The sequence below is a fragment of the SAR86 cluster bacterium genome (assembly GCA_023703615.1).
GTDB lineage: Bacteria > Pseudomonadota > Gammaproteobacteria > Magnimaribacterales > D2472 > MED-G85.
Genome location: CP097971.1, coordinates 988,267 through 1,011,330, shown reverse-complemented (window position 1 = coordinate 1,011,330; position 23,064 = coordinate 988,267). Strand labels below are relative to the sequence as shown.

Sequence of the window (23,064 nt, the reverse complement as noted above, 5' to 3'; positions counted from 1 at the left end):
TTTTCTATTTAATTAACTCAATTATGTTATCTGCATTTTTAACAAGCGGTATGTTAAAAGAATTGTTTTCTTTAGTTATTGAATATCCATATAAACAACCAATTGTTCGAGTCCCTGCATTTATACCTGCTTGAATGTCTTTTGGATGATCACCAATATATACGCAATTTTTTGGAGTGATATTTAATTTTGAGCATGCCAAAAGAATTCCCTCTGGATCTGGCTTTGTTTTACTTAAATGTTCTGGGCATATAAGAATTTTTGATTTTTTGAGCATTTTAAAATTATTTACTAATGGGTAGGCGTATTCATATGGTTTATTTGTAACAATACCAAAAATTATATTTTGTTTTACTAAATAATTTATTAATTCCTTTACTCCTGTGAATAATTTTGAACTTTTCATCAAGTTTTTTTTATATTCAATCAATAACTCACTTCTATAGACAGCAGCCTGTTTGTCATCAGATGAAACATTGAAGCCAAATTCAACAAGTTTTGCTGAACCGTCTGAAACAATACTTCTAATATCACTTAGTCGCAAAGTTTCTTTTCCGTGTTTAATTAAAATGTTATTTAGAGATACAAGAAAATCTGGTGCTGTATCAATTAAGGTACCATCTAAGTCAAAAAGAACTAACTTAGTCTTCAATTTTTCTTGCATACATCATGTAATTAACACCAAGATCATTATTGAGATTAGCTTTATGAGTTAGTGGATTATAAAACATACCTTTTGATTCAATTAATTTGCCATCTGCTTTTCTTATGTATTCTGCTAATTTTGATGGTTTAATGAATTTATTAAATTCATGTGTTCCTTTTGGCAAAATATTAAAAATATATTCTGCTCCAACTATTGCTGTTATAAATGATCTAGGATTTTTATTGATAGTTGATAAAAAAAGATGACCGTTAGGCTTCAATAACTTTAGACATGTTGAAACAAGCATTGCAGGATCTGGAACATGTTCAAGAACCTCAAGACAAGTTACAACATCATAATTTTTTTTGTATTTTTTATATAGTTCTTCTGCCGTATTTTCATAGTAAGTTATGTTTTTATTATTTTGTTCAGCATGGATTTTTGCAATGTTTATTCCAGGACCGGCTGCATCTATTCCAGTTACATCAGCTCCTTTTTCATACAAAGCTTCTGATAATATTCCTCCACCACAACCAACATCCAAAACTTTTTTATTAGATATATCTAATTTATCAAAAATATAATTTGCCCTCAAAGGATTGATCACGTGAAGTGGTTTAAAGTCACCATTTTTATCCCACCATTTATCTGCCAATTCAGCGAACTTTTTAATTTCACTCTCATCAATATTCATATTTCGCGCTTCCTAAATTTTAAAACATTTAATTTTTAAATAATTTTTGTAATTACACTACATATATTTAAAAAAAATATGCAGTATTTGAAGACTTTTCTACTTTTATTGACTTTTAATGTCGAGTATTATTTACTTCACTACAAATATCTAATAAACAATAAACTATAAATAGTGATTATATCTGCTTTAAAGTCAAATGACTCAAAAGATAATAGATCGCCAATTCATCTTGATACTATTGGTGCGTTATTATCTCTTGAGACTAAAATAATGTTCGAAAAAAACATTGGAGACGGTATTTTTACAACTAACGAACAATTTAAGAAAGCTGGTTTGGAAGAATCTGAAAGAAATGAGTGCCTCGAAAATTCTGATTTAATAATTTCTAATCAACCACTTCAAGAGGAAGAACTAAATCTACTAAAACCGGGATCAACATTATTAGGTATGGTCGACCCATTCAATAATCAAAGTATGCTGAATTTTTGTTCAGAGAGAAAAATTAATGTTGTTAGCATGGAATTTATTCCAAGAATAACAAGGGCCCAAAAAATGGATGTATTAAGTTCTCAAGCTAATCTTGCTGGATATGTAGCGGTTATAGAATCTGCTAAATATTTATCAAGTGCCTTGCCAATGATGATGACAGCGGCAGGTACACTTAAACCTGCAAGAGTATTTGTAATTGGTGTTGGAGTTGCAGGTCTGCAAGCGATAGCAACAGCAAAAAGACTTGGCGCAAGAGTAGAGGCCTTTGATACAAGAGACGTCGTTGAAGAACAAGTAAACTCTTTGGGAGCTAAATTTGTAAAAATTGATCTTGGTGTAACAGGTCAGACAGATCAGGGTTATGCAAAAGAATTGACACCAGAACAAATTCAAAAACAAAAAGATCTACAGTCCGAAGTTTGTGCAAAATCAGATATTGTAATAACCACAGCTCAACTTTTTGGCAAAGATGCACCAAAGCTAATCGATAGTCAGACAATTAAAAAAATGCAATCAGGTAGCGTAATTTTAGATATGGCTGTTGAGTCTGGTGGCAATGTTGAAGGATCTCAAATAGATGAGATTGTGATTGATAATGGCGTAAAAATAATAGGCTTTTCAAATTTAGCATCTTTTGTTTCTAATCACGCGTCTTTGGCATTATCTAATAATTTTAATAACTGGATATGTGATTTCTACGATCAAGATAAAAAAAATATTTCCTTTGATTTTGATGACGAAATTATAAAAAGTAGTGTACTTGTTTATGATGGTGATATTAAAAATGAGAGGTTTAAATGATGGAAGTATATATACTTTTAGGCTTTGTTCTAATCTTGTCAATATACCTTGGACTTGAATTAATTTCAAAAATTCCAAGCACCCTTCATACACCTCTAATGTCTGGAGCTAATGCAATCTCTGGAATAGCCTTGGTTGGTGCATTGCTTTTATCGCGGGATTCAGATCTTCAAAATATCATAGCTTTTTTAGCAGTTACATTCGCATCTATTAATGTATTTGGTGGTTATTTAGTAACTAATAGAATGCTTAAAATGTTTAAAAAGAAATAATATGAACATATCACCTGATACCATTCTGTCTATCCAAAATATTGCATATATATTTTCATCTATCTTATTTATTTCTGGTATAAAAATGCTTGGTAAAGAGGATACTGCTGTCAGAGGAAATTTTTTATCTGCCTCAGCAATGTTCATAGCTGTTTTGGTAACAATATTTAATTTAGTAAGCCCCCTGATTTTATTGGCTGGAATTTTGACTGGAGCAATTGTAGGAGCATTAATTGCTTTAAAAGTTAAAATGACTTCAATTCCTGAAATGGTTGCTTTATTTAACGGTTTTGGAGGCTTGGCAACATTTTTGATAGCTTGGTCTGAGTTTACCTCTGTTCCAGATAATTTTTTCCAACATATTTTGATAATGATCACTGTATATATTGGTGGAGTAACTTTTTCTGGAAGCATAGTAGCTTATGGAAAATTATCAGAAAAATTAAAAATACAAAAATCATCTATAATAACTAAGATATTCACATCATTCTTTTACCTATCATTTTTTGGAATTATCTTTATGCTTTCAAGCGATTTTTTAATTTCAAATGTAAGCTCCATTAATTTTTTCAATATATTTTTAATTTTGACCTTGCTTGCAGGTATTGGTTTTGTATTACCGATTGGAGGTGGGGATATGCCTGTTGTAATATCGCTACTCAATTCATTTTCTGGAATAGCTGCAGCTTTCGCAGGATTATTGCTCTTAAATAACGTTTTAATTGTAGCTGGTTCGTTAGTAGGAGCTAGCGGCTTGATACTTACTATTATTATGGCTAAGGCAATGAATAGATCTATTAACAATATATTATTTGTTGGATATTCAAGTTCAGCATCTTCGTCAACATCAGAAGAGCAAGGCGAAGTCAGTCCAATCAATGTAAATGATGCATATTTAATTCTTGAAAATGCAAGTTCTGTTTTGATTGTTCCGGGATATGGTATGGCTGTAGCTCAAGCTCAACATGTTGTTAGAGAGTTGGGAGAGCTACTTGAAGAAAATGGAACCGAGGTAAAATATGGAATTCATCCGGTTGCAGGAAGAATGCCTGGTCATATGAATGTTTTGCTAGCTGAAGCAAATGTTCCTTATGATTTTCTTGCTGAACCTGAGGATGTAAACCCAACTATGGAAGCTGTCGATGTTGCTGTGGTTATTGGTGCAAATGATGTTGTAAATCCCTCTGCCACAGAAGAACCTGGCAGCCCAATCTATGGAATGCCAATTATTGAAGTTCATAATGCAAGAACAGTATTTGTCTTGAAAAGATCAATGTCATCAGGCTTTGCAGGAGTTCAAAACCCTCTGTTTTTTAAACAGAATACCAGAATGTTATTTGGTGATGCAAAAGAGTCAATTGGTGGCCTGGTATCAGAATTTAAAGAGTAAATTCTTCTCAAAAATATGTTAAAATTTACCCCCTTAATGGGCACATATTTTTAATTAAAAAAAAAACAAAAATATTCGTAAAATGAGCGATTTTGCAAAAGAAATTATTTCAGTCAATATTGAAGATGAGCTGAAGCAATCCTACCTAAGTTATGCTCTTAGCGTTATTCATGGAAGGGCACTTCCTGACATCAGAGATGGATTAAAACCAGTCCATAGAAGAATTCTTTATGCAATGTATGATTTAAAAAATTCTTTCAATAAACCCTATAAAAAATCTGCAAGAGTTGTTGGTGATGTTATTGGTAAATATCATCCACATGGAGATAGCGCAGTATATGATGCTATGGTCCGAATGGCTCAAGATTTTTCAATGAGATATATGTTAGTTCAGGGCCAAGGTAATTTTGGTTCAATTGATGGTGACCCACCAGCAGCTATGAGATATACAGAAGTTAGGATGGCAAAAATTACCGATCAAATGCTAAATGACTTAGAAAAGGAAACAGTATCTTTTTCACCAAACTACGATGGAAGTGAATATATACCAGATGTTTTACCAACAAAAATTCCAAACTTATTAGTTAATGGATCTTCTGGTATTGCAGTTGGAATGGCTACAAATATTCCTCCTCACAATCTAAATGAAGTTATAAATGGCTCCATAAGCCTTATTCATAATCCAAAAATTTCCATTGATGAATTGATTAAAGATATTTCAGGACCTGATTTTCCTACCGGAGGAACGATTGATGGTAAGGCTGGTATTTATGAGGCGTATAAAACAGGAAGAGGCATTATCCATGTAAGATCTAACACGTCCATTGAGGAGGATAAATCTGGTAAACAGTCACTTATTATTAATGAAATACCTTTTATGGTTAATAAAGCAAGAATGCTTGAAAAGATAGCTGAGCTAGTAAAAGATAAAAAAATTGAAGGCATTACAGAAATTAGAGACGAATCTGATAAAGATGGCCTAAGAGTTGTTATTGAAATAAGAAAAGGAGATTCCGCAGATGTCATAGAAAATAATTTATTTTCTCAAACTCAACTAGAGCAATCATTTGGCATCAACTTTACTGTCCTAGTAGATGGACAACCAAAAGAAGTTAATCTCAAAGAAATGCTTCATGCTTTTATAAAGCATAGAAAAGAAATTATTACCAAAAGAACAAAATATGACTTAAAAAAAGCAAAAGAAAGAGGTCATATCGTTGAAGGACTAATGGTAGCAATAGCAAATATCGATGAAGTAATCTCAATAATTAAAAAATCTAAGGATCCAAAAGTTGCTTCAGAGGCTTTATCAAAAAAAATATGGAAAGCTGGTCCAGTTGAAGCTATTTTAAAAAAAGTTGGAAATGATGCATGTAAGCCTAAAAGTATAGACAAGTCCCTAGGAATCAAGGGAAAAAAATATAAATTATCAAATGATCAGGCTAAAGCAATCTTAGAGCTTAGACTTGGAAGATTAACAGGATTAGAGCAAGATAATTTAAGCAGTGAATTTAATGAAATTGTTACAAAAATTATGGCTCTTCAAAAAATCTTAGATGATAAAGACACGCTAAAATCTCTAATGATAGAAGAGCTAGAAGATATCCAAAACTCTTTTGGTGATGACAGAAAAACTAAAATAAATGATACCAGAAGAGGAATAACAAATGAGGATTTGATTCCAGAAGAAACTAGAGTTTTAACTGTTTCTAGAAGTGGGTACGCAAAGACACAGCCATTAGATGAATACAGAGAGCAAAGACGAGGTGGTCAAGGAAAAGCAGCAGCTAGCGTAAAAGAAGAAGATTTAATTCAAAACCTTTATGTCTTAAGCAGTCATGTGCAAATTCTTTGTTTTACAACTAAAGGTAAAGTTTTTTGGTTAAAAGTATATGAAATTCCTGTTGCATCAAGAACATCCAAAGGCAGACCGTTAGTAAATATGCTTAATTTAGATGATGATGAGTCTGTAAGTGAAATTTTACCTGTAGATGAATTTAGCGAAGATAAATTTATTTTTATGGCGACTCAAAAAGGCACAACAAAAAAAACACAATTAAGTTTATTTGCTAAAAAATATAAATCTGGAATAAAAGCAATTAATTTAGATGAAGATGACAAATTAATAGGAAGTGCCATTACCTCAGGTAATGATGAGATTCTTTTGGCTAGTAATGCTGGAAAGTTGATACGTTTTAACGAATCACATGTTAGGGCAATGGGAAGGACAGCAAGAGGAGTAAGGGGCATAAAACTTAAGAAAGATGCAAAACTAATATCTTTAATGCTTGGCAATCCTAATAAAACAATTTTATGTGTCTCTGAAAATGGATATGGAAAAAAGACAAAACTGGAAGACTTCCCTTCTCATAATAGAGGTGGTCAAGGTGTTATTTCAATGAAGACAAGTGAAAGAAATGGTTTGATGGTCTCAGCTACTCTTGTTGATGATGAGGACGGTATAATGTTAATAAGTGACAAAGGAACTATGATAAGGACATCTGTCTCCCAAATACCAACACTTAGTCGAAATACTCAAGGCGTAAAGATTATTACTCCAAAAGAAGGAGAAAAATTAACAGAATGTGTAAATATTCCTAGCGAGGAAGAACAAGAATAAAAAAATGCGAAAATGGAATTTCTGTGCAGGGCCCGCTGCTATATCAGAAGATGTACTCTTAGATGTAAAATCAGAATTATTGGAATGGAAAGATTCTGGAACTTCAATTATGGAAATGAGCCACAGGTCACCTGAATATTTGTCTGTTGCAAGAGAAGCAAAGACCGATTTAATTGATATTTTAAATATACCTGAAAATTACGATGTCTTGTTTTTGCAAGGAGGAGCCACTCAACAGTTTGCTCAAATACCAATAAACTTTGGTAAAAAATCTGCGGATTATGTTTTAACAGGTACTTGGTCAAAAAAGGCAATTTCAGAAGCGTCAAACTACATAGAGGTAAAAACAATTGCTTCTTCAGAACAAGAAAACTTCTCTTATGTTCCTGATCCCAATTCATGGAGATTCTCAAGAGATGCTGATTATGTTCATTATTGCCCCAATGAAACAATTCAAGGAGTAGCATTGCATAAAGCTCCAATTACTAAAAATCCCCTAATCGCTGATATGTCATCTGTTATTTTAAGCGAACCTATTGATGTTAAAAATTTTTCGATGATTTATGCAGGAGCACAAAAAAATATTGGTCCAGCTGGATTAACTGTAATAATTATAGAAAAAGAGTTTTTACTCAAATCAAATAATAATTTAGCTAACATTCTTAAATACGATGAACATGCTAAAGCAGACTCAATGCTTAATACGCCTCCAACATTCGCCTGGTACATGGCTGGGAAAGTTTTTAAGTGGATAAAAGAGTGTGGAGGCTTAAAATTTTTTAAAGAACAAAATTATAAAAAAGCAAAATTACTATACGAATTTATTGATAATTCAAGTTTTTACTCAAATAATATTATGCTTGAAAATCGATCAATAATGAATGTTCCCTTTTTGTTGGCTGATGATAAATTAGACAATGAGTTTTTAGATAAATCCAAAAAAAATGGATTATTACATCTTAAGGGTCATAGATCAGTTGGTGGAATGCGTGCAAGTATATATAATGCTATGCCTCTTGATGGAGTAATCGAGTTAATTAGCTTTATGAAAGATTTTGAAATTGAAAATGGTTAAATAATGAATAATAAAAAAATTAAAATTTTGAGAAGTAAAATCGATAAGATAGACAAGAGCTTATATGATTTAATTCAAAAAAGAGCAAAAATTGCGGTTGAAATAGGCAATGTTAAATCAAAAATTGCACCTAATTCTTCATTTTATAAACCTGATAGAGAATCAAAGATTCTTAGAAATATTATAAGCTCAAATAAAAAGGGATTGTTACCTGATAAAAACATAAGAACAATTTTTAAAAATATAATTTCAGGATGCCTTTCTCTTGAAGAGGTCTTAAAAGTTTCATATTTAGGACCAGAGGGAACTCACTCCGAAGCTGCAGTTCTTAACCAATTTGGCTCAATTATCAAAAGAAAACCATCATTATCGATCGAAGATATTTTTAGTGAGGTATTAAATCAAGAAGCTAATTTAGGTTTAGTACCTGTTGAGAACTCATCTGAAGGAGTTATTAACTCTACTTTAAATTGTCTAGCGGATAATCAACCTATTAACATCATAGGTGAGGTTTATCATGATATAGATCATCAATTGGCTTCTGGTAATAATTTTGATCTTCAAGATGCCTTTGCAATTGCCTCTCATCCTCAAGCTCTTGGACAATGTTCTAAATGGATTGATAAAAATATTGGCTCAATTAAAAGACTTGAAATGCCAAGTTCAGCTGTAGCAGCTAAATATGCAAAAGAAAATAAAAACATTCTATGTGTTGTTAATTCATTAGCAATTGATAAATACAAGTTAAAACTTGTCAAAAAAAATGTTCAAGATTTTGCTGATAATAAGACAAGATTTTTAGTAATAGGGTTAAATTCTGTTAATAAAACTGGAAAAGATAAAACCTCTTTTTTAATTCAGACTGTTAATAATCCTGGTGCTCTTATTGCCATATTGAGACCTTTTGAAAAGCGAAAAATAAATTTAAGTAAAATTGAAACTAGACCGTCAAGAGGTAATATAAATTCTCACGATTTTTTCATTGATTGTGAAGGGCATATGAATGACCAAAAATTAAAACTAACTATAAAAGAGGTAAAAGATCTTGGCTCTTCTGTAAGGGTTCTTGGATCATATCCTCAATATATATGAGCGACTTATTAGATAATATCAATGCAGGAATATCAGATCTTAATCCTTATGAACCAGGTAGATCCATTGACGATGTTATAGCAGAATACAAGCCTGAAAAAGTAGTTAAGCTTGCAAGCAATGAAAATCCTTTAGGAGCATCACCCCTAGCTATCGAAGCTCTTTCAAAAATAAATAACGACCTTCATTTGTATCCTGATGGAGATGCAAAAAGTTTAAAAGAAAGAATTGCACAACATGAGAATTTAAATGAAGAGAATATTATTGTTGGAAACGGCTCAAATGAGATTTTAGAGCTGGCAGCAAGAACTTTTTTAAACAAAGATACAAGTGCAATAATGTCTAAACATGCATTTGCAGTTTATAAAATTGTTACTCAATCTTGTGGTTCAAAAATTATTGAAGTCCCAACAAACAATTGGAAACATGCTCTTGAGGATTTTAGCAAGTTTATAGAAACCTCTACTAAAGTTTGTTTTGTTGCGAATCCTAACAATCCAACAGGTACATATAATTCTCATAAAGAATTTAAGAATTTAATGGATTCTATACCGTCAAATGTATTAGTAATTCTTGATTTAGCATATTTTGAATACGTAGAGCTTGACGATTATGTAAATGTAAATAGCTTGCTAAAGAGTTATAAAAATTTACTTATAACTAAATCTTTCTCGAAGATTCAAGGTCTTGCAAGTTTACGAATTGGATACGGAATGGCTAGCACACAAGTTATTCAAATTCTAAATAAAATTAGACAACCTTTTAATTCAAATACATTCGCTCAAAAAGCTGCATGTATTGCAATCTCTGACAAAGAGCATATTAAAAAAAGCATAGAGCTTAACTCAAAAGAAAGAAATTTTCTGTGTGAAGAATTAAATAAATTAAATCTAGATTATATTCCGTCTCAAGGAAATTTTATTTCTTTTCAAGGTAATTTTGATGCGCAAAAATTATTTTTAAGTTTAATGAAGAAAGGTGTAATTGTAAGACCAATTGGTTTATATGATATGGCTAACTTTCTAAGAGTCACCGTAGGCACCCATGATGAAAATAAATACTTTCTTGAAAAGTTAGTTGAGGCATTAAGTGAATAATAATATTAAATCTATTCTGATAATAGGATTGGGCTTAATTGGAGGTTCAATTGCCAAAGCAGCTAAAGAAAAGGGGATAACTGTCTATGCATTTGATATCGATTCTAATATTGTTGATAAAGCTTTTGAAAAGAAAATTATTGATTACAAGATTTCTAATTTTGATGAAGTTACTGAAAGCAAAATGGATTCCTCAGTTGATTTAATAATAATATCAGTAACACCAACAAAAACCTTAGAGGTTATTAATTCTATAAAAGAATTATGGAATACAAAAATAACTATTACAGAAACATCAAGTGTAAAAAACCATCTGATATTTAAAAATATAAATAATATTGTTTTTTCTCATCCAATTGCTGGTTCTGATAAGTCAGGCATCGATAATTCAGATGCAAATTTATTTACTTATAAAAAAAATATAATTTGTAAATCATCCAATACAGATCAATTTCATTTAGATAGGTTAAAGAGTTTTTGGGAAAATGCTTTGATGATGAATGTTGCTGAAATGTCAATTAAAGAACATGATCAAATTTTTGCAATAACCAGCCATCTGCCACATTTGTTAGCATATGCATTAATAGATTCCATTAGGATTTCAGGAATAAATATATCAGATAATGCTGGTGCTGGATTAAAAGAATTTATAAGATTAAGCGGGTCAAATCCTGAAATGTGGCGAGATATTTTAGAAATAAATTCAATGAATGTTATTAAATCACTAGCCAGCATGCAAATCTCTATTAATAATCTTCTCGAGTTACTTACCAAAAGTAAGGAAATTCCAAGCATTCTTACACATAGCGACCTTTTAAAAGAAGAACTTGAAGAAATTAAAAAATTTAAAGAAGACAACTTTTGAATTTTATTGCTGAAAAAACATCAAATCTCAAGGGTGAAGTTGTATGCCCAGGAGACAAATCCATATCACAGCGCATCTTAATGATTGGTTCACTTTTAGATCAAGATATTGAAATTTCAGGCTTTTTAAATGCTCTAGATCCGCTTTCCACCCTAAATGCTTTGTCTTGTGTTGGTGCAAAAATAAAAAATGATAATACAAAAATAAAAATTTTTAACAAAACAAATTTTATTTCACCCAAAAATGATATTAATCTCGGAAACTCAGGTACTGGCATGAGACTAATGATGGGATTTATTTCTGGACTAAGTATTGATGCTAATCTTGTTGGTGATCACTCTCTTTCTAAAAGACCTATGATGAGAGTTGCCAATCCGTTAAATGATATGGGCTCAAATATAACTTGCACAAACGATCTACCGCCAGTCTTAATTAAAAGAGGAAACATAGTTAACAACTATAAATATGAATTGCCAATAGCAAGTGCTCAAGTAAAGTCCTCAATTCTATTAGCTGCACTTACCGCAAAAAAAAATGTAACAGTTATTGAACCTTCTGCAACAAGAGATCATACCGAAAAAATGATCAAATACTTTAACGGTGATATTGAGTCTCACTTCAAAGATGGTAAAAATCATATAAAGTTATTAACTTCTAATCTTAATTCTAATTCTTCATACGAAATTGTAGGCGATTTTTCTTCAGCATCATTTTTAATTGTTGCATGTTTAATTTCTAAAAATTCAAAAATTCTAATTAAAAATGTTGGTCTTAATCAGACAAGAACAGGTTTGATATACCTTCTAAAGAAAATGGGCGCAAATATAAATATTATTAATCAAACAAAAAAAAGTAATGAGGATGTAGGAGATTTAGAAGTATTTTCATCAGAATTAGTTGGAGTTGATGTACCTGAGGAAATAATACCCAACATAATAGACGAAATTCCTATATTTTCTATTGCAGCATCTTTTGCAAATGGAGAAACCAGCATAAAAGGAGCCTCAGAACTTCGTGTAAAAGAGTCTGATAGACTTCAGGCTATTGCAGATGGATTAAAAGCTTTAAATGTAAAATATGAACTATATGATGATGGCATAAAAATATTTGGACAAAATAAAAATATTAATCCAAAAAATTTCGTAAATTCATATGGTGATCATAGAATTGCAATGAGCTTTTTAATTGCATCTTTAAGAAGTAACAGAGAAATTATGGTTGAAGATTGTGAAAACATATTAACGTCCTTTCCAAACTTTATAGAAACTATGAATAGTTTGGGAATGAAAATCTATGAAAAATAATATTATTACCATTGACGGACCATCTGCATCTGGAAAGGGGACACTTGCTAGAGCTCTTTCAAAAGAATTTAAATTTCATTTGCTTGATAGCGGTCTTTTATATAGGACATACGCTTTTTTGAAATTAAATGGAATAGATGGCATAGATTTGGTAAATGAGATTAAAAATAAATTTGTGTTCGACACATCTAAAAGAGAAATAGTTATTCTGTATCAAAATATTGAAATTACCAATAAAATTAGAAGTGAAAAGATAGCAAAAATTGCATCTGAAATAAGCACTATCGATAAAACAAGGCAGGACCTTTTAGCTATTCAGAGATCTTTTTATAAGCTCCCTGGACTTGTTGCAGATGGAAGAGACATGGGAACCGTAGTATTTCCTGAGGCAAAGGTTAAACTTTTCCTAGACGCATCCGTAAATGAAAGGGCAAATAGAAGATTTCAAGAGTTGCAGAATCGTGGTCAAGAAGTTAATATGCGCGATCTGATTGATGATATTGAAAAAAGAGATGATATGGATAAAACACGAACTTTATCACCTTTAATGCCTGCAGATGAAGCAACTATTATTGATTCATCAAAAATGTCGTCAGAAGAAGTATTGAGCTTTACTAAAAAGCTCATAAAAAGGAAAATATTTAAATGAGTGAATCATTCGCAAATTTGTTAGATGAAAGTTTAAAAAACCTTGACATGCAGTCAGGATCTATTGTTTCTGGAGTTGTTCTGGACGTTGATAAAGATTGGGTTACTGTTCATGTTGGATTAAAATCTGAGGGAGTCATTTCGATCGATGAATTTAGAAATAATGAAGGTGAATTAGATATATCAGTTGGTGATGATATCGAGGTTGCACTAGAGGCTGTTGAAGACGGGTATGGTGAGACCAGAATTTCTAGAGAAAAAGCTAGAAAAATTACTACCTGGAAAATGCTTGAAGATGCGCTTGAAACAGGTGAGTTTGTAACTGGAAAAATACATAATAGAGTAAAGGGAGGTTTTGCTGTTGAGGTAGAAGTAGTTAAAGCATTTTTACCTGGGTCACTAGTAGATGTAAGACCTTTAAAAGAAGCTCCAGATATTGAAAATACTGTTCAAGAATTTAAAGTTATTAAACTTGATTACAAAAGAAATAATGTTGTTCTGTCAAGAAAAGCTGTGTTAGAAAAAAATAATTCTGCTGTGAAAGTTGAGTTACTCAAAAATCTTGAAGAAGGACAGATAGTAAAAGGTATAGTTAAAAATATTACTGATTATGGGGCATTTATTGATTTAGGTGGTTTGGATGGCTTACTTCATATAACAGACATTTCTTGGTCAAGAGTTACTAACCCATCAGAATTTTTGAATCTTGGCGATGAAATAGATGTAAAGGTGTTAAGTTTTGATAAAGAAAAACTAAGAGTCTCACTTGGGTTGAAACAAATTCAAAACGATCCATGGGAAAATGTAGAAAGCTCGTATTCTATTGGTGGCATCTATGAGGCAGTAGTTTCTAATATCACTGATTATGGATGTTTTGCTCAATTAGAAGAGGGTATAGAAGGTTTAATTCATCTATCAGAATTAGATTGGACTAGTAAAAATATTCATCCCTCAAAGGTTGTTGAAATGGAACAGAGTCTAAAAGTTATGATTTTAGAAATTGATCACGATAAAAGAAGAATATCTTTAGGATTAAAGCAGACCAAATCAAATCCCTGGACAGAATTTTCAAATAAGTATTCTATTGGAGACAAAGTAAGTGGAAACGTTAAATCAATTACTGATTTTGGAATATTTGTTGGACTTGAGGGTGAAATAGATGGACTTATTCATTCATCAGACATTTCTGAAAGTGAAGATACAAACGAATCACTAAATGAATACAAGAAGGGTGAAAAGCTTGACTGTATTGTTTATGCAATTGACTCAGAAAGAGAAAGAATCTCACTAAAATTGAGTGAGTAAAAAAAAACAAAAATCTTTTAATCGTTCTGACATTGAACAAGCTTTATCTGAAGAATTTCACGAACTAAGTAAACTTCAAATATCAATTGCAATCGATACTATAATAGACTCTATCGTTGAAGCAGTAGCTTTTGATAAGAAAGTAGAGATAAGAGGATTTGGTACATTTTCAAAGAAACATATAAGACCAAGAAAATTTATTAATCCTAAAACTAAAGAAATATCATATTTAGGTGAAACATCTACCATGCATTTCAAACCATCAAAATCATTGATACAAAAGTAACTTGAGTTTAACATTTATAAATTATGTCAAAACCTATCATTGTTGCGGTTGATGAAACTCAACTGAATTCCTTCAAGCAAATAGTTGATTGCCTTGATAACAAATTATGTATGATCAAAGTAGGTAGTGTAAGCTTTAATGCCATAGGACACGAGGCAATAAATTATGTTGCTGCCAAGGGATTTGAAATTTTCTTAGATCTTAAATTACACGATATACCAAATACTGTTGAAAAATCTATACAGGGGCTAATTTCATTGCCGATTTGCATGATGACTATTCACACATCTGGTGGTCTCGAAATGATGAAAGTCGCTAAGAAAGCTGTTCAAGGTAAGGATATTAAAATATTTGGTGTGATAGCCTTAACTAGTTTGTCAGATAAGGATACTAACACTATATTCAAAAGAACTGCCTCTGAGCAAGTTAAGGCGATGCTGGATTTAGTTCAAGAGGCGCAAATTGATGGAGTGGTTTGCTCGCCACATGAGCTTGAAATAGTTGTTGAAAGAAAATCATTGCTGTCTATAACCCCGGGAATCAGATTTTCTAAATCTGCAGATGATCAAAACAGAGTTATGAGTCCAAAAGACGCTTTTTTAAAGGGTGCTAATTATATTGTTGTTGGAAGGCCCATCACTAATGCACCAAATATAAGTTTAGCTCTTCAAGAAATCTATAATTCAATAGAGTAGCTGTGGGTATGTTAAAGAAAATTCTAGATGAGACCTCTAAATCGAAAAAAGACGTTTATAAGTTTTCTTACTCAAATAGTAATCTTAAATATAGATCTTTCTTAAGGGGATTTAATAGCAAGCTTTTTTCTATTTTCAAATCTTATTATGATGATCTAAGGGTCGATCAGTCTATTAGATCATTATTTAAGGGCAATATTGTCAATGAAACTGAAAATCAAGCTGCATTGCATCATGTTTACAGAGATTTATATGCTTTATCACCTAACAATTATGCTTCTAAAGATTTAGTCGAATCTTGTAACTTTAATATTCATAAGTCTATAAGCTTAAAAAAAGAATTAATCAAAAAAGGTATCAAAAATATAGTTACTATTGGTATTGGTGGTTCCTTTGAAGGGCCTAAATTATTGATTGAAACTCTTACCAGCGAACACAACAGAAACTTTAATCACATATTTTTAACTGGGCCAGATGTTGTTGAATTTAATGAGACCGTTAAACCATTAAACCAAAAAGATACTTTTTTTATTGTCTCGTCTAAATCATTTAGCACTGATGAAACTTTGCAAAGCATGGCTTTATCTAAAACATGGCTTGAAATTAGATGCAAATTTCAAGATCACTTTATAGCTATTACTTCTCAGCCAGAAAAGGCTCAAAGCCTTGGCTTTTTAAAAGAAAACATAATTGAGTTCCCAAAAGAAATTGGAGGTAGATATTCAATCTGGTCTCCAATATCACTTCCAGCAATATTAGAACTCGGAGAGAGTTTCAAAGATTTTCTGGTTGGTGGCTATAAGGCCGATGATCTTCTCTTAAATGACGAAGAATATAACGAATTCATAAATTTATTATGTTTCAGTGATATTTGGTATAATAATTTTAATAAAAAACATACTAGAGTGCTTCTTTTGTATAGTTGGAAAATGCGATTTTTTTCTGACTATGCCCAACAACTTGAAATGGAATCTATTGGAAAGCATTCAAACCCTGAATCAATATTTAAAAACACTGGTCAGGTTGTTTTTGGGGGTTTTGGTTCGAGAGCGCAACACAGTTATTTTCAACTTTTACATCAAGGTACAGCATCCGCATGTGCAGATATTTTTACAATTGAATCAAATAAAGACTCTAATAAACTTTTATATTCTCAATCTCAGGCACAATCAAATCTTTTACCAAACGGGCCGCATAAAGACCTAAAATCCCATGAACAAGTAAATGGTAATATTCCTACAAATCTTTTTACACTCAAAGAATTAAATGCAAAAACCCTCGGTTTTTTAATTGCAACATGGGAACATAGAACCTTCGTGACTGCAAAAATGCTTCAAATAAACCCTTTTGATCAATATGGTGTTAGCGCTGGAAAAATTCTTATCAAAAAGTATTTGCATCAAAATGGCGGTTGATCTTAAACAAGTCCCATCAACACCTGGCGTATATAAATTTTTTAGCAAAACTGAAATCATTTATATCGGAAAAGCAAAAAATTTAAAAAAAAGGGTTACAAGTTATTTTGGTAACTCTTTTAAAGATAGAAAAACTTCACAAATAAAATTTTTAACAGACAAAATTGAGACTTTTACTACCAAAAATGAAGTTGAGGCACTGCTGCTAGAACAAGCACTAATCAAAGAAAATAAACCAAAGTTTAATATTTTGTTAAGAGATGATAAAACATACCCTTATATATATTTTTCTTTGGATCATAATTATCCAGGTATATATTTAAAAAGAACAAAAAAAGCAGTTAACTCAAATTATTATGGCCCCTTTGTTAGCTCGGGAGCTGTCAAAAAATCTATTAAAGAAATTCAAAAAATTTTTAAACTCAGAAACTGTAATGACTCTACTTTTTCTAATAGGTCGAGGCCTTGTATAGAATTTCAAATGAAGAGGTGTTCAGCACCATGTGTAAATAACATTAAAAAAATTGATTATAATGAAGATGTTGAATCTGCAAAATCATACCTGTCTTCATCTGACACTCAGACTATTCGGCGCTTAAAAGAAGATATCCAAAAAGCATCTAATGAATTAGATTTTGAAAAAGCAGCTGATATAAGAGATAGATTAAAAAGAATTGAGCTTATACGTGAAGAACAATCTGTAGTTACAGTTGCAAGTGATATAGATATATTCTCTATCCATTCTGAAAATAACTATATAGGTATTTCAATAATAGTAGTTAGAAAAGGGAAAATTAGAGGAACAAAAACCCATCTTGTTAAAAAAGCTTTTTTTGAATCTATTCATTCCATTTATGAAATGGCAATTATTAATTTCTATGACTCTCAACTAGATATTCCCAAGAAAGTTTTGTGCACTAACACTCTTAAAAACAAAAAATTAATTTGTGAGGTATTAAAAAGAAAATTCAATGCAAATGTTTTAATTACTAAAAGTCCAAGCAAATCTATTCGACCTATTTACAACTTGTGCAAGCTTAATGCAAAACAAATAATTGAAAATCATTTAAGCAAGTCAGACAAATATGATTTTGCATTTGATGAATTAAAAAATCATATAGGACAAAAAAAGGACATAAAAAAAATTGAAGCATATGATGTTAGTCATATTTCAGGAGACCATGCTGTTGCATCTTGTGTAGTATTCTCAAATCTAGGAGCACTAAAAAAAGATTATAGGCTCTTCAACATACCTAAGACCTTATCTGGTAATGATGTAGGCTCACTTCAGCATGTTCTTGAACGAAGAATAAAATATTATGAAAATCCTAAAATAAAACCAGACGTTATTCTTATTGATGGAGGAAGAAACCAACTTAATTTCACTCAGTCAGTTATAGATAGTTCTGAATATGATGATATAAAAATCATATCTATAGTTAAGGGATCTAACAGAGTTCGCGCTACAGAAACAATTTTATCCAATGATGGAATTATTGAGTTAGAAAAGTATTCAAAGGCGTACCTCTTATTACAAGAAATCAGAGATGAGTCTCATAGATTTGCTATTACAGCTCAAAGAAAGAAAAAAAGAGGAAATATAAAGAAGTCAAGATTGGATAAAATTAATGGAATAGGTGATGTTCTCAAAAAAAGGTTAATCTTAAAATATAAAAAGATTAAAAGTATAAAAGATGCAAATATTGAGGATTTAATGACTGTTAAGGGTATTAATGCCAAAATAGCTATGTTACTAAAAAAAGAATTATAAAATAATGACCACCTTCATTAATATATTGACATTTTCAAGAATAGTCCTTGCAGCTATTATTTTCCTTTTTCTTATGTCTTCAGATGGATACTTAATTGCTCTTATTTTATTTTTTGTAGCCAGTATCACTGATTACTTTGACGGGTATCTTGCAAGAAAATACAATGCAGTTTCGCAGATTGGAGAAATTTTAGATCCTATTGCTGACAAAATATTAATTCTTTTTGTATTATTTGGTTTGGCTATAAATTTATCAAGCTACTTAATAGGCTTTACAGGCGCATTAATTATTACAAGAGAAATCTGGGTAGGCGCTCTAAGAGATATGAATGCAAGAAATGGTAGAAGCGAAGCTACTAAAGTTACTTTCCTTGCAAAAATAAAAACTTTAATACAATTGTTCACTATCTCTATTTATCTTTTAGGACTTGCTGCTAATAGTATGTTAATGATAGTCATCGGAGACGTATTTTTATTCATATCATTGTTTATAACTTTATACACAGGTTTTTTATATACCATTAATTCTCTTAAGCTTGATGAATCTTCATAAAAGTGATTTTAAAATTTGTGTAGTTGGTTTGGGATATGTTGGATTGCCGCTTGCTGCAAGGTTTTCATTAAAGGAATTCGATGTTATTGGCTTTGATATTAATAAAAAGAGAGTTGATGGGCTTAAAAATAATATAGATAGTAATTAAAAATAATCTTTAGTATTTTTCATATATAATCACCTTTTTGGCTGGATGGCAGAGTGGTTATGCAGCGGCCTGCAAAGCCGTTTACGCCGGTTCGATTCCGGCTTCAGCCTCCATAAAAAAGAGTATAATAAGGTTAAGTTTACATTAATGCCCGGGTGGTGGAATTGGTAGACACAAGGGACTTAAAATCCCTCGCTAGCAATAGCGTGCCGGTTCAAGTCCGGCTCCGGGTACCATTAAAGGACCAAGACAAGCTTTAATTTTATGCATTTTCTTCCATAAACGATATAATCAAGCTGGCCATTGAGTAATAACTCTTAAAGGGGATTTAATATGGATAATTATGATGACGATCATATAAACATACTAGAATTTTTCGAAACACTTTGGAAAGGAAAGTTTACAATTTGTATTACAGTTTTTTTATTTTCGATTTCTTCAGTGTTTTTTGCTTTGTCTTTACAAGATTACTATAGATCATCAAGCTTACTTTCTGTAAATCAGGATTCAAATAGCCTTGGTGGATTATCTTCTATGGCATCAGAATACGGCTCAATAGCATCTTTTGCTGGGATATCGCTTCCTTCTCAATCTGGTAGCAAAAAAGATTTAGTATTAGCCACATTAAATTCAAGAGTTTTTTTGGAAAGGCTTTTAAAAAATGATTGGGTTTTGCCAGGACTATATGCTCAAACCTCATATAACAAATCTACACAAGAAATTAAATATGATAATTCTTTATATGACTCAATTTCCAAAGTTTGGAAAAAAGATATTCAAACAAACAAATCATTAAAACCTTCGTTACTTGATGCACATATTAAATATAAAAATTTGCTTAATATTGAAGAAAATAACTCCAATGGTTTCATCAAGATAGAGATAGAGCATATATCTCCTTTTTATGCAAAAGAGCTTATAGACCTGATTATAGATGAGATTAATCTTATGATACGCGAGCAAGATTTACTTGAATCATCCAATGCACTCGGTTATCTTGAAAATCAGATTAGTAAGACACAAGTTGCTGAAATTAGGAATTCTATAAATAAAATGATAGAAGGGCAGATGAAGACCCAAATGTTAGCAAAAATTAAAACAGATTATTCTCTATCGCAAATAGATCCGCCTTATGTGCCTGAAAAAAAATCAAGACCAACTAGAAGTGTAATATGCATTATTGGCGCAGTTTTAGGTTTTGCTTTTGGTATTTTCATTGTTCTATTTAAGCATTACATTTTGAACTTAAATAGGGTAAAAAATTAAATATAATAAATGAAAAAAGTAACTGTAATTTTATCAGGTGGCTCTGGTTCGAGATTATGGCCTGTTTCAAGAAGAACATTTCCAAAACCTTTCATGGAAGTTTCTGGCAAAACTTTGTTGGAGCATACAATTGATCGAGCTAAGCTTGTCAGTAATAATTTGGTAATTGTTACTAATCAAGATCATTATTTTTTAACTAAAGACCTTGTAGATGCCATGGGCATTGACATGAATATAACATACATACTTGAGCCAGTTGGAAGGAATACTGCTCCAGCAATTACCCTTGCTTCTATGATAGTAAAAGAAAAATTTGGAAAGGATACGTCATGTTTGGTACTTCCATCAGACCATCTAATTGGAGACTTACCAAAATTTGAAGAAAATGTTTCAAGTGCATTTAATGAGTGTTCTAATGGCTCAATAGTTGTATTCGGCATAAAGCCAACATTTCCTGAAACGGGCTATGGTTATATCGAAGTCAATGAAATCTCCAATGAGATTCAAAAAGCTAAACGTTTTATTGAAAAACCCTCATTAGATAGAGCAAATAAGTATTTAAAAAGTGAAAAGCATTTCTGGAATAGTGGTATGTTTTGCTTTTCAGTTAAATCGATACTGAATAATATTAATATTCATGCAAAAGATATACACAATAGCAGTCTTGAGACTCATAAAAATGTCATTAATGAAGATAGTATCTACAGATTTGATGACAAAATTTTTATGAATATGCCCGATGAGAGTATTGATTATGCGGTTATGGAGAAATCAGATGATGTTACCTTAATTCCAGTTTCATTTTCATGGTCGGATGTAGGCTCTTGGGATTCATTAAGTCAAGAATATGATAAAGACAAAAATGATAACTCCATTGGAAGCTCCAATAACGCTAACATATTAAATATTGATTCATCAAATATACATGTTCATAGTGAAAGTCACATTAAGAAAGTTATTGCTACCGCAGGTGTAGATGATTTATCAATTATTGATACTCATGACGCTTTGCTGGTAGCTAAAAAATCTGAAAGTCATAAAGTAAAGCACATAGTTGAAACTCTTCAAAATGGTAATGATTTTTTTAAGGAAAAATTTGATCTACCATCAACAGTAAGACGACCATGGGGAACATATACGACACTTATTTTTGAAGATGGCTATCAAGTTAAGAAAATTACTGTGAAGCCAGAACAACAACTTAGTTTGCAATACCATCATAAAAGAGCAGAGCACTGGGTTGTTGTTAGAGGTACAGCCCTTGTTCAAGTTGGCGAAGATGAATATGAGACCTCAGTCGGAGTTCATAGGCACATACCTTTAGGCGACAAACATAGACTTACCAATATTGGTAAAGATGAATTGATATTAATAGAAGTCCAATATGGATCATATTTAGGTGAAGACGATATAGTGCGCTTAGATGACAATTATGGTCGCGTATAAAAAAGCTTCTATGAATAAAATAACTGTAGTAGGTATTGGTTATGTAGGACTCTCATTATCAATTTTACTCTCAAAAAATAATGACGTGACATGTCTTGATATTAATGAAAGCAAGGTTAAAGACATAAATAAAGGTATTTCACCCATTAATGATGGTGAAGCATCAAATTATCTATCTAACAAAAACTTAAATTTACAAGCAACTCTGGATGCAGAAAAAGCATATACAAATGCTGATTATGTAATAATTGCAACACCAACAGATTATGATGACTTAACAAACTCTTTTAATACTTCTAGTGTTGAACGAGTCATTGAAGACGCAATTAAATTTAATCCCAATATATTTATAATTATAAAATCTACTGTACCCGTTGGTTTTACAGCTAAAATTAAAAACATATTAAATTTTGAAAATATTATATTCTCACCTGAATTTTTGCGAGAAGGCCATGCTTTGAATGATAATCTATATCCATCAAGAATTGTAATAGGTGGAGAATGTGATGAATCAAAAAAATTTGCGAAATTATTGCAAGAAGCATCATTAAAAAAAGAAATTGAAATTTGTTTTATGCAATCTACTGAAGCAGAAGCTGTGAAACTCTTTTCAAATGCTTATTTGGCAATGAGAGTAGCATATTTTAATGAGCTTGATAGCTATGGAATGATGAAAAGCCTAAATGTAAAGCAAATTATTAAAGCAGTATGCTTAGATGAAAGAATTGGTAACAACTATAATAATCCTTCTTTTGGATATGGAGGATATTGCCTACCTAAAGATACTAAACAATTACTAGCAAATTTTAGTGATGTTCCCCAAGATTTAATGCAAGCAATAGTCTCATCGAATTCTACAAGAAAAGCTTTTATAGCTAATCAAATACTTAGCTTAAAGCCTCAAACTGTTGGCATATACAAATTATCAATGAAACAAGATTCTGACAATTTTAGATTTGCTTCAATTTTAGATGTAATTGAAAAGCTAAGACATAATGGCATATCTATTTTGATATTTGACCCTACAATTGTTGAGACTAGCTTTGATGGTATTGAAGTAGAAAAAAATATCAAGGATTTCATAAAAAATTCAAATATAATTGTTGCAAATAGATTGGATGCTCAAATATTACATGCAAAAGATAAAATTTTTACCAGAGACATCTTTGAGAGAGATATATAA

The 23,064-nt window shown here is 31.3% G+C and carries 21 protein-coding genes, 2 tRNA genes and 1 pseudogene; 22 read left to right on the top strand and 2 right to left on the bottom strand.

The window, feature by feature from the left end; translation table 11 throughout:
• Positions 1 to 4: 4 nt before the first annotated feature.
• Both M9C80_05240 and ubiG read right to left on the bottom strand, forming a co-directional pair.
• Positions 5 to 664, bottom strand: a complete 660-nt coding sequence (locus M9C80_05240) for an HAD-IA family hydrolase (GenBank protein URQ69338.1) — start codon at positions 662 to 664, stop codon at positions 5 to 7.
• On the bottom strand, positions 642 to 1,340 hold the full coding sequence (gene ubiG / locus M9C80_05235; protein URQ69337.1) for a bifunctional 2-polyprenyl-6-hydroxyphenol methylase/3-demethylubiquinol 3-O-methyltransferase UbiG: 699 nt from the start codon (positions 1,338 to 1,340) through the stop codon (positions 642 to 644). The genes M9C80_05240 and ubiG overlap by 23 nt, the downstream gene beginning before the upstream one ends.
• Before the next feature lie 174 nt (positions 1,341 to 1,514).
• Between ubiG and M9C80_05230 the strand changes: the two genes are divergently transcribed.
• The 22 genes and pseudogenes from M9C80_05230 to M9C80_05125 all read left to right on the top strand — a co-directional run bounded on the left by M9C80_05230 (position 1,515) and on the right by M9C80_05125 (position 23,064).
• Positions 1,515 to 2,633: an NAD(P) transhydrogenase subunit alpha gene (locus tag M9C80_05230; GenBank protein ID URQ69336.1), complete on the top strand. Its 1,119-nt coding sequence runs from the start codon at positions 1,515 to 1,517 to the stop codon at positions 2,631 to 2,633.
• Entirely contained in the window at positions 2,633 to 2,905 is a 273-nt protein-coding gene (locus M9C80_05225; protein ID URQ70207.1) for an NAD(P) transhydrogenase subunit alpha, read from the top strand. Before M9C80_05230 ends, M9C80_05225 begins: the two co-directional genes overlap by 1 nt.
• A gap of 1 nt (position 2,906) precedes the next feature.
• The gene (locus M9C80_05220) at positions 2,907 to 4,295 is read left to right on the top strand and encodes an NAD(P)(+) transhydrogenase (Re/Si-specific) subunit beta (protein URQ69335.1); all 1,389 of its coding nucleotides are present in this window, start codon (positions 2,907 to 2,909) and stop codon (positions 4,293 to 4,295) included.
• A gap of 82 nt (positions 4,296 to 4,377) precedes the next feature.
• A complete protein-coding gene (gyrA, locus tag M9C80_05215) occupies positions 4,378 to 6,915 on the top strand; it encodes a DNA gyrase subunit A (protein URQ69334.1) in 2,538 nt (845 codons plus the stop codon).
• Between the two features lie 4 nt (positions 6,916 to 6,919).
• Positions 6,920 to 7,990 carry a 3-phosphoserine/phosphohydroxythreonine transaminase gene (gene serC, locus M9C80_05210; protein ID URQ69333.1) on the top strand — a complete coding sequence of 357 codons (1,071 nt, stop codon included), beginning with the start codon at positions 6,920 to 6,922 and terminating at the stop codon, positions 7,988 to 7,990.
• 3 nt (positions 7,991 to 7,993) lie between these two features.
• A complete protein-coding gene (pheA, locus tag M9C80_05205; protein URQ69332.1) occupies positions 7,994 to 9,082 on the top strand; it encodes a prephenate dehydratase in 1,089 nt (362 codons plus the stop codon).
• Positions 9,079 to 10,179 carry a histidinol-phosphate transaminase gene (gene hisC / locus M9C80_05200; GenBank protein URQ69331.1) on the top strand — a complete coding sequence of 367 codons (1,101 nt, stop codon included), beginning with the start codon at positions 9,079 to 9,081 and terminating at the stop codon, positions 10,177 to 10,179. Before pheA ends, hisC begins: the two co-directional genes overlap by 4 nt.
• The gene (locus M9C80_05195) at positions 10,172 to 11,044 is read left to right on the top strand and encodes a prephenate dehydrogenase/arogenate dehydrogenase family protein (protein ID URQ69330.1); all 873 of its coding nucleotides are present in this window, start codon (positions 10,172 to 10,174) and stop codon (positions 11,042 to 11,044) included. The genes hisC and M9C80_05195 overlap by 8 nt, the downstream gene beginning before the upstream one ends.
• Positions 11,041 to 12,348 (top strand): 3-phosphoshikimate 1-carboxyvinyltransferase, encoded by a 1,308-nt coding sequence (gene aroA / locus M9C80_05190; GenBank protein URQ69329.1) that lies wholly within the window; start codon positions 11,041 to 11,043, stop codon positions 12,346 to 12,348. Before M9C80_05195 ends, aroA begins: the two co-directional genes overlap by 4 nt.
• On the top strand, positions 12,338 to 12,997 hold the full coding sequence (gene cmk, locus M9C80_05185) for a (d)CMP kinase (GenBank protein ID URQ69328.1): 660 nt from the start codon (positions 12,338 to 12,340) through the stop codon (positions 12,995 to 12,997). The genes aroA and cmk overlap by 11 nt, the downstream gene beginning before the upstream one ends.
• A pseudogene (locus tag M9C80_05180) lies at positions 12,994 to 14,298 on the top strand (30S ribosomal protein S1). Before cmk ends, M9C80_05180 begins: the two are co-directional and overlap by 4 nt.
• Positions 14,294 to 14,587, top strand: a complete 294-nt coding sequence (locus tag M9C80_05175; protein ID URQ69327.1) for an integration host factor subunit beta — start codon at positions 14,294 to 14,296, stop codon at positions 14,585 to 14,587. Before M9C80_05180 ends, M9C80_05175 begins: the two are co-directional and overlap by 5 nt.
• 23 nt (positions 14,588 to 14,610) lie before the next feature.
• Positions 14,611 to 15,282 (top strand): orotidine-5'-phosphate decarboxylase, encoded by a 672-nt coding sequence (gene pyrF, locus M9C80_05170; GenBank protein URQ69326.1) that lies wholly within the window; start codon positions 14,611 to 14,613, stop codon positions 15,280 to 15,282.
• 8 nt (positions 15,283 to 15,290) lie between these two features.
• Positions 15,291 to 16,697 (top strand): hypothetical protein, encoded by a 1,407-nt coding sequence (locus M9C80_05165; protein URQ69325.1) that lies wholly within the window; start codon positions 15,291 to 15,293, stop codon positions 16,695 to 16,697.
• Entirely contained in the window at positions 16,639 to 18,468 is a 1,830-nt protein-coding gene (gene uvrC, locus M9C80_05160; protein URQ69324.1) for an excinuclease ABC subunit UvrC, read from the top strand. The genes M9C80_05165 and uvrC overlap by 59 nt, the downstream gene beginning before the upstream one ends.
• A gap of 4 nt (positions 18,469 to 18,472) precedes the next feature.
• Complete coding sequence (gene pgsA, locus M9C80_05155; protein ID URQ69323.1) at positions 18,473 to 19,021, top strand: CDP-diacylglycerol--glycerol-3-phosphate 3-phosphatidyltransferase; 549 nt, start codon at positions 18,473 to 18,475, stop codon at positions 19,019 to 19,021.
• Positions 19,008 to 19,169 carry an NAD(P)-binding domain-containing protein gene (locus M9C80_05150; GenBank protein ID URQ69322.1) on the top strand — a complete coding sequence of 54 codons (162 nt, stop codon included), beginning with the start codon at positions 19,008 to 19,010 and terminating at the stop codon, positions 19,167 to 19,169. Before pgsA ends, M9C80_05150 begins: the two co-directional genes overlap by 14 nt.
• A gap of 39 nt (positions 19,170 to 19,208) precedes the next feature.
• A tRNA-Cys gene (locus M9C80_05145) sits at positions 19,209 to 19,282 on the top strand.
• Between the two features lie 36 nt (positions 19,283 to 19,318).
• A tRNA-Leu gene (locus M9C80_05140) sits at positions 19,319 to 19,405 on the top strand.
• 97 nt (positions 19,406 to 19,502) lie between these two features.
• Entirely contained in the window at positions 19,503 to 20,435 is a 933-nt protein-coding gene (locus tag M9C80_05135) for a Wzz/FepE/Etk N-terminal domain-containing protein (GenBank protein ID URQ69321.1), read from the top strand.
• A gap of 9 nt (positions 20,436 to 20,444) precedes the next feature.
• Entirely contained in the window at positions 20,445 to 21,881 is a 1,437-nt protein-coding gene (locus tag M9C80_05130; protein ID URQ69320.1) for a mannose-1-phosphate guanylyltransferase/mannose-6-phosphate isomerase, read from the top strand.
• A 10-nt stretch (positions 21,882 to 21,891) separates the two neighbouring features.
• Positions 21,892 to 23,064, top strand: coding sequence for a nucleotide sugar dehydrogenase (locus tag M9C80_05125; GenBank protein ID URQ69319.1), 1,173 nt, complete (start codon positions 21,892 to 21,894; stop codon positions 23,062 to 23,064).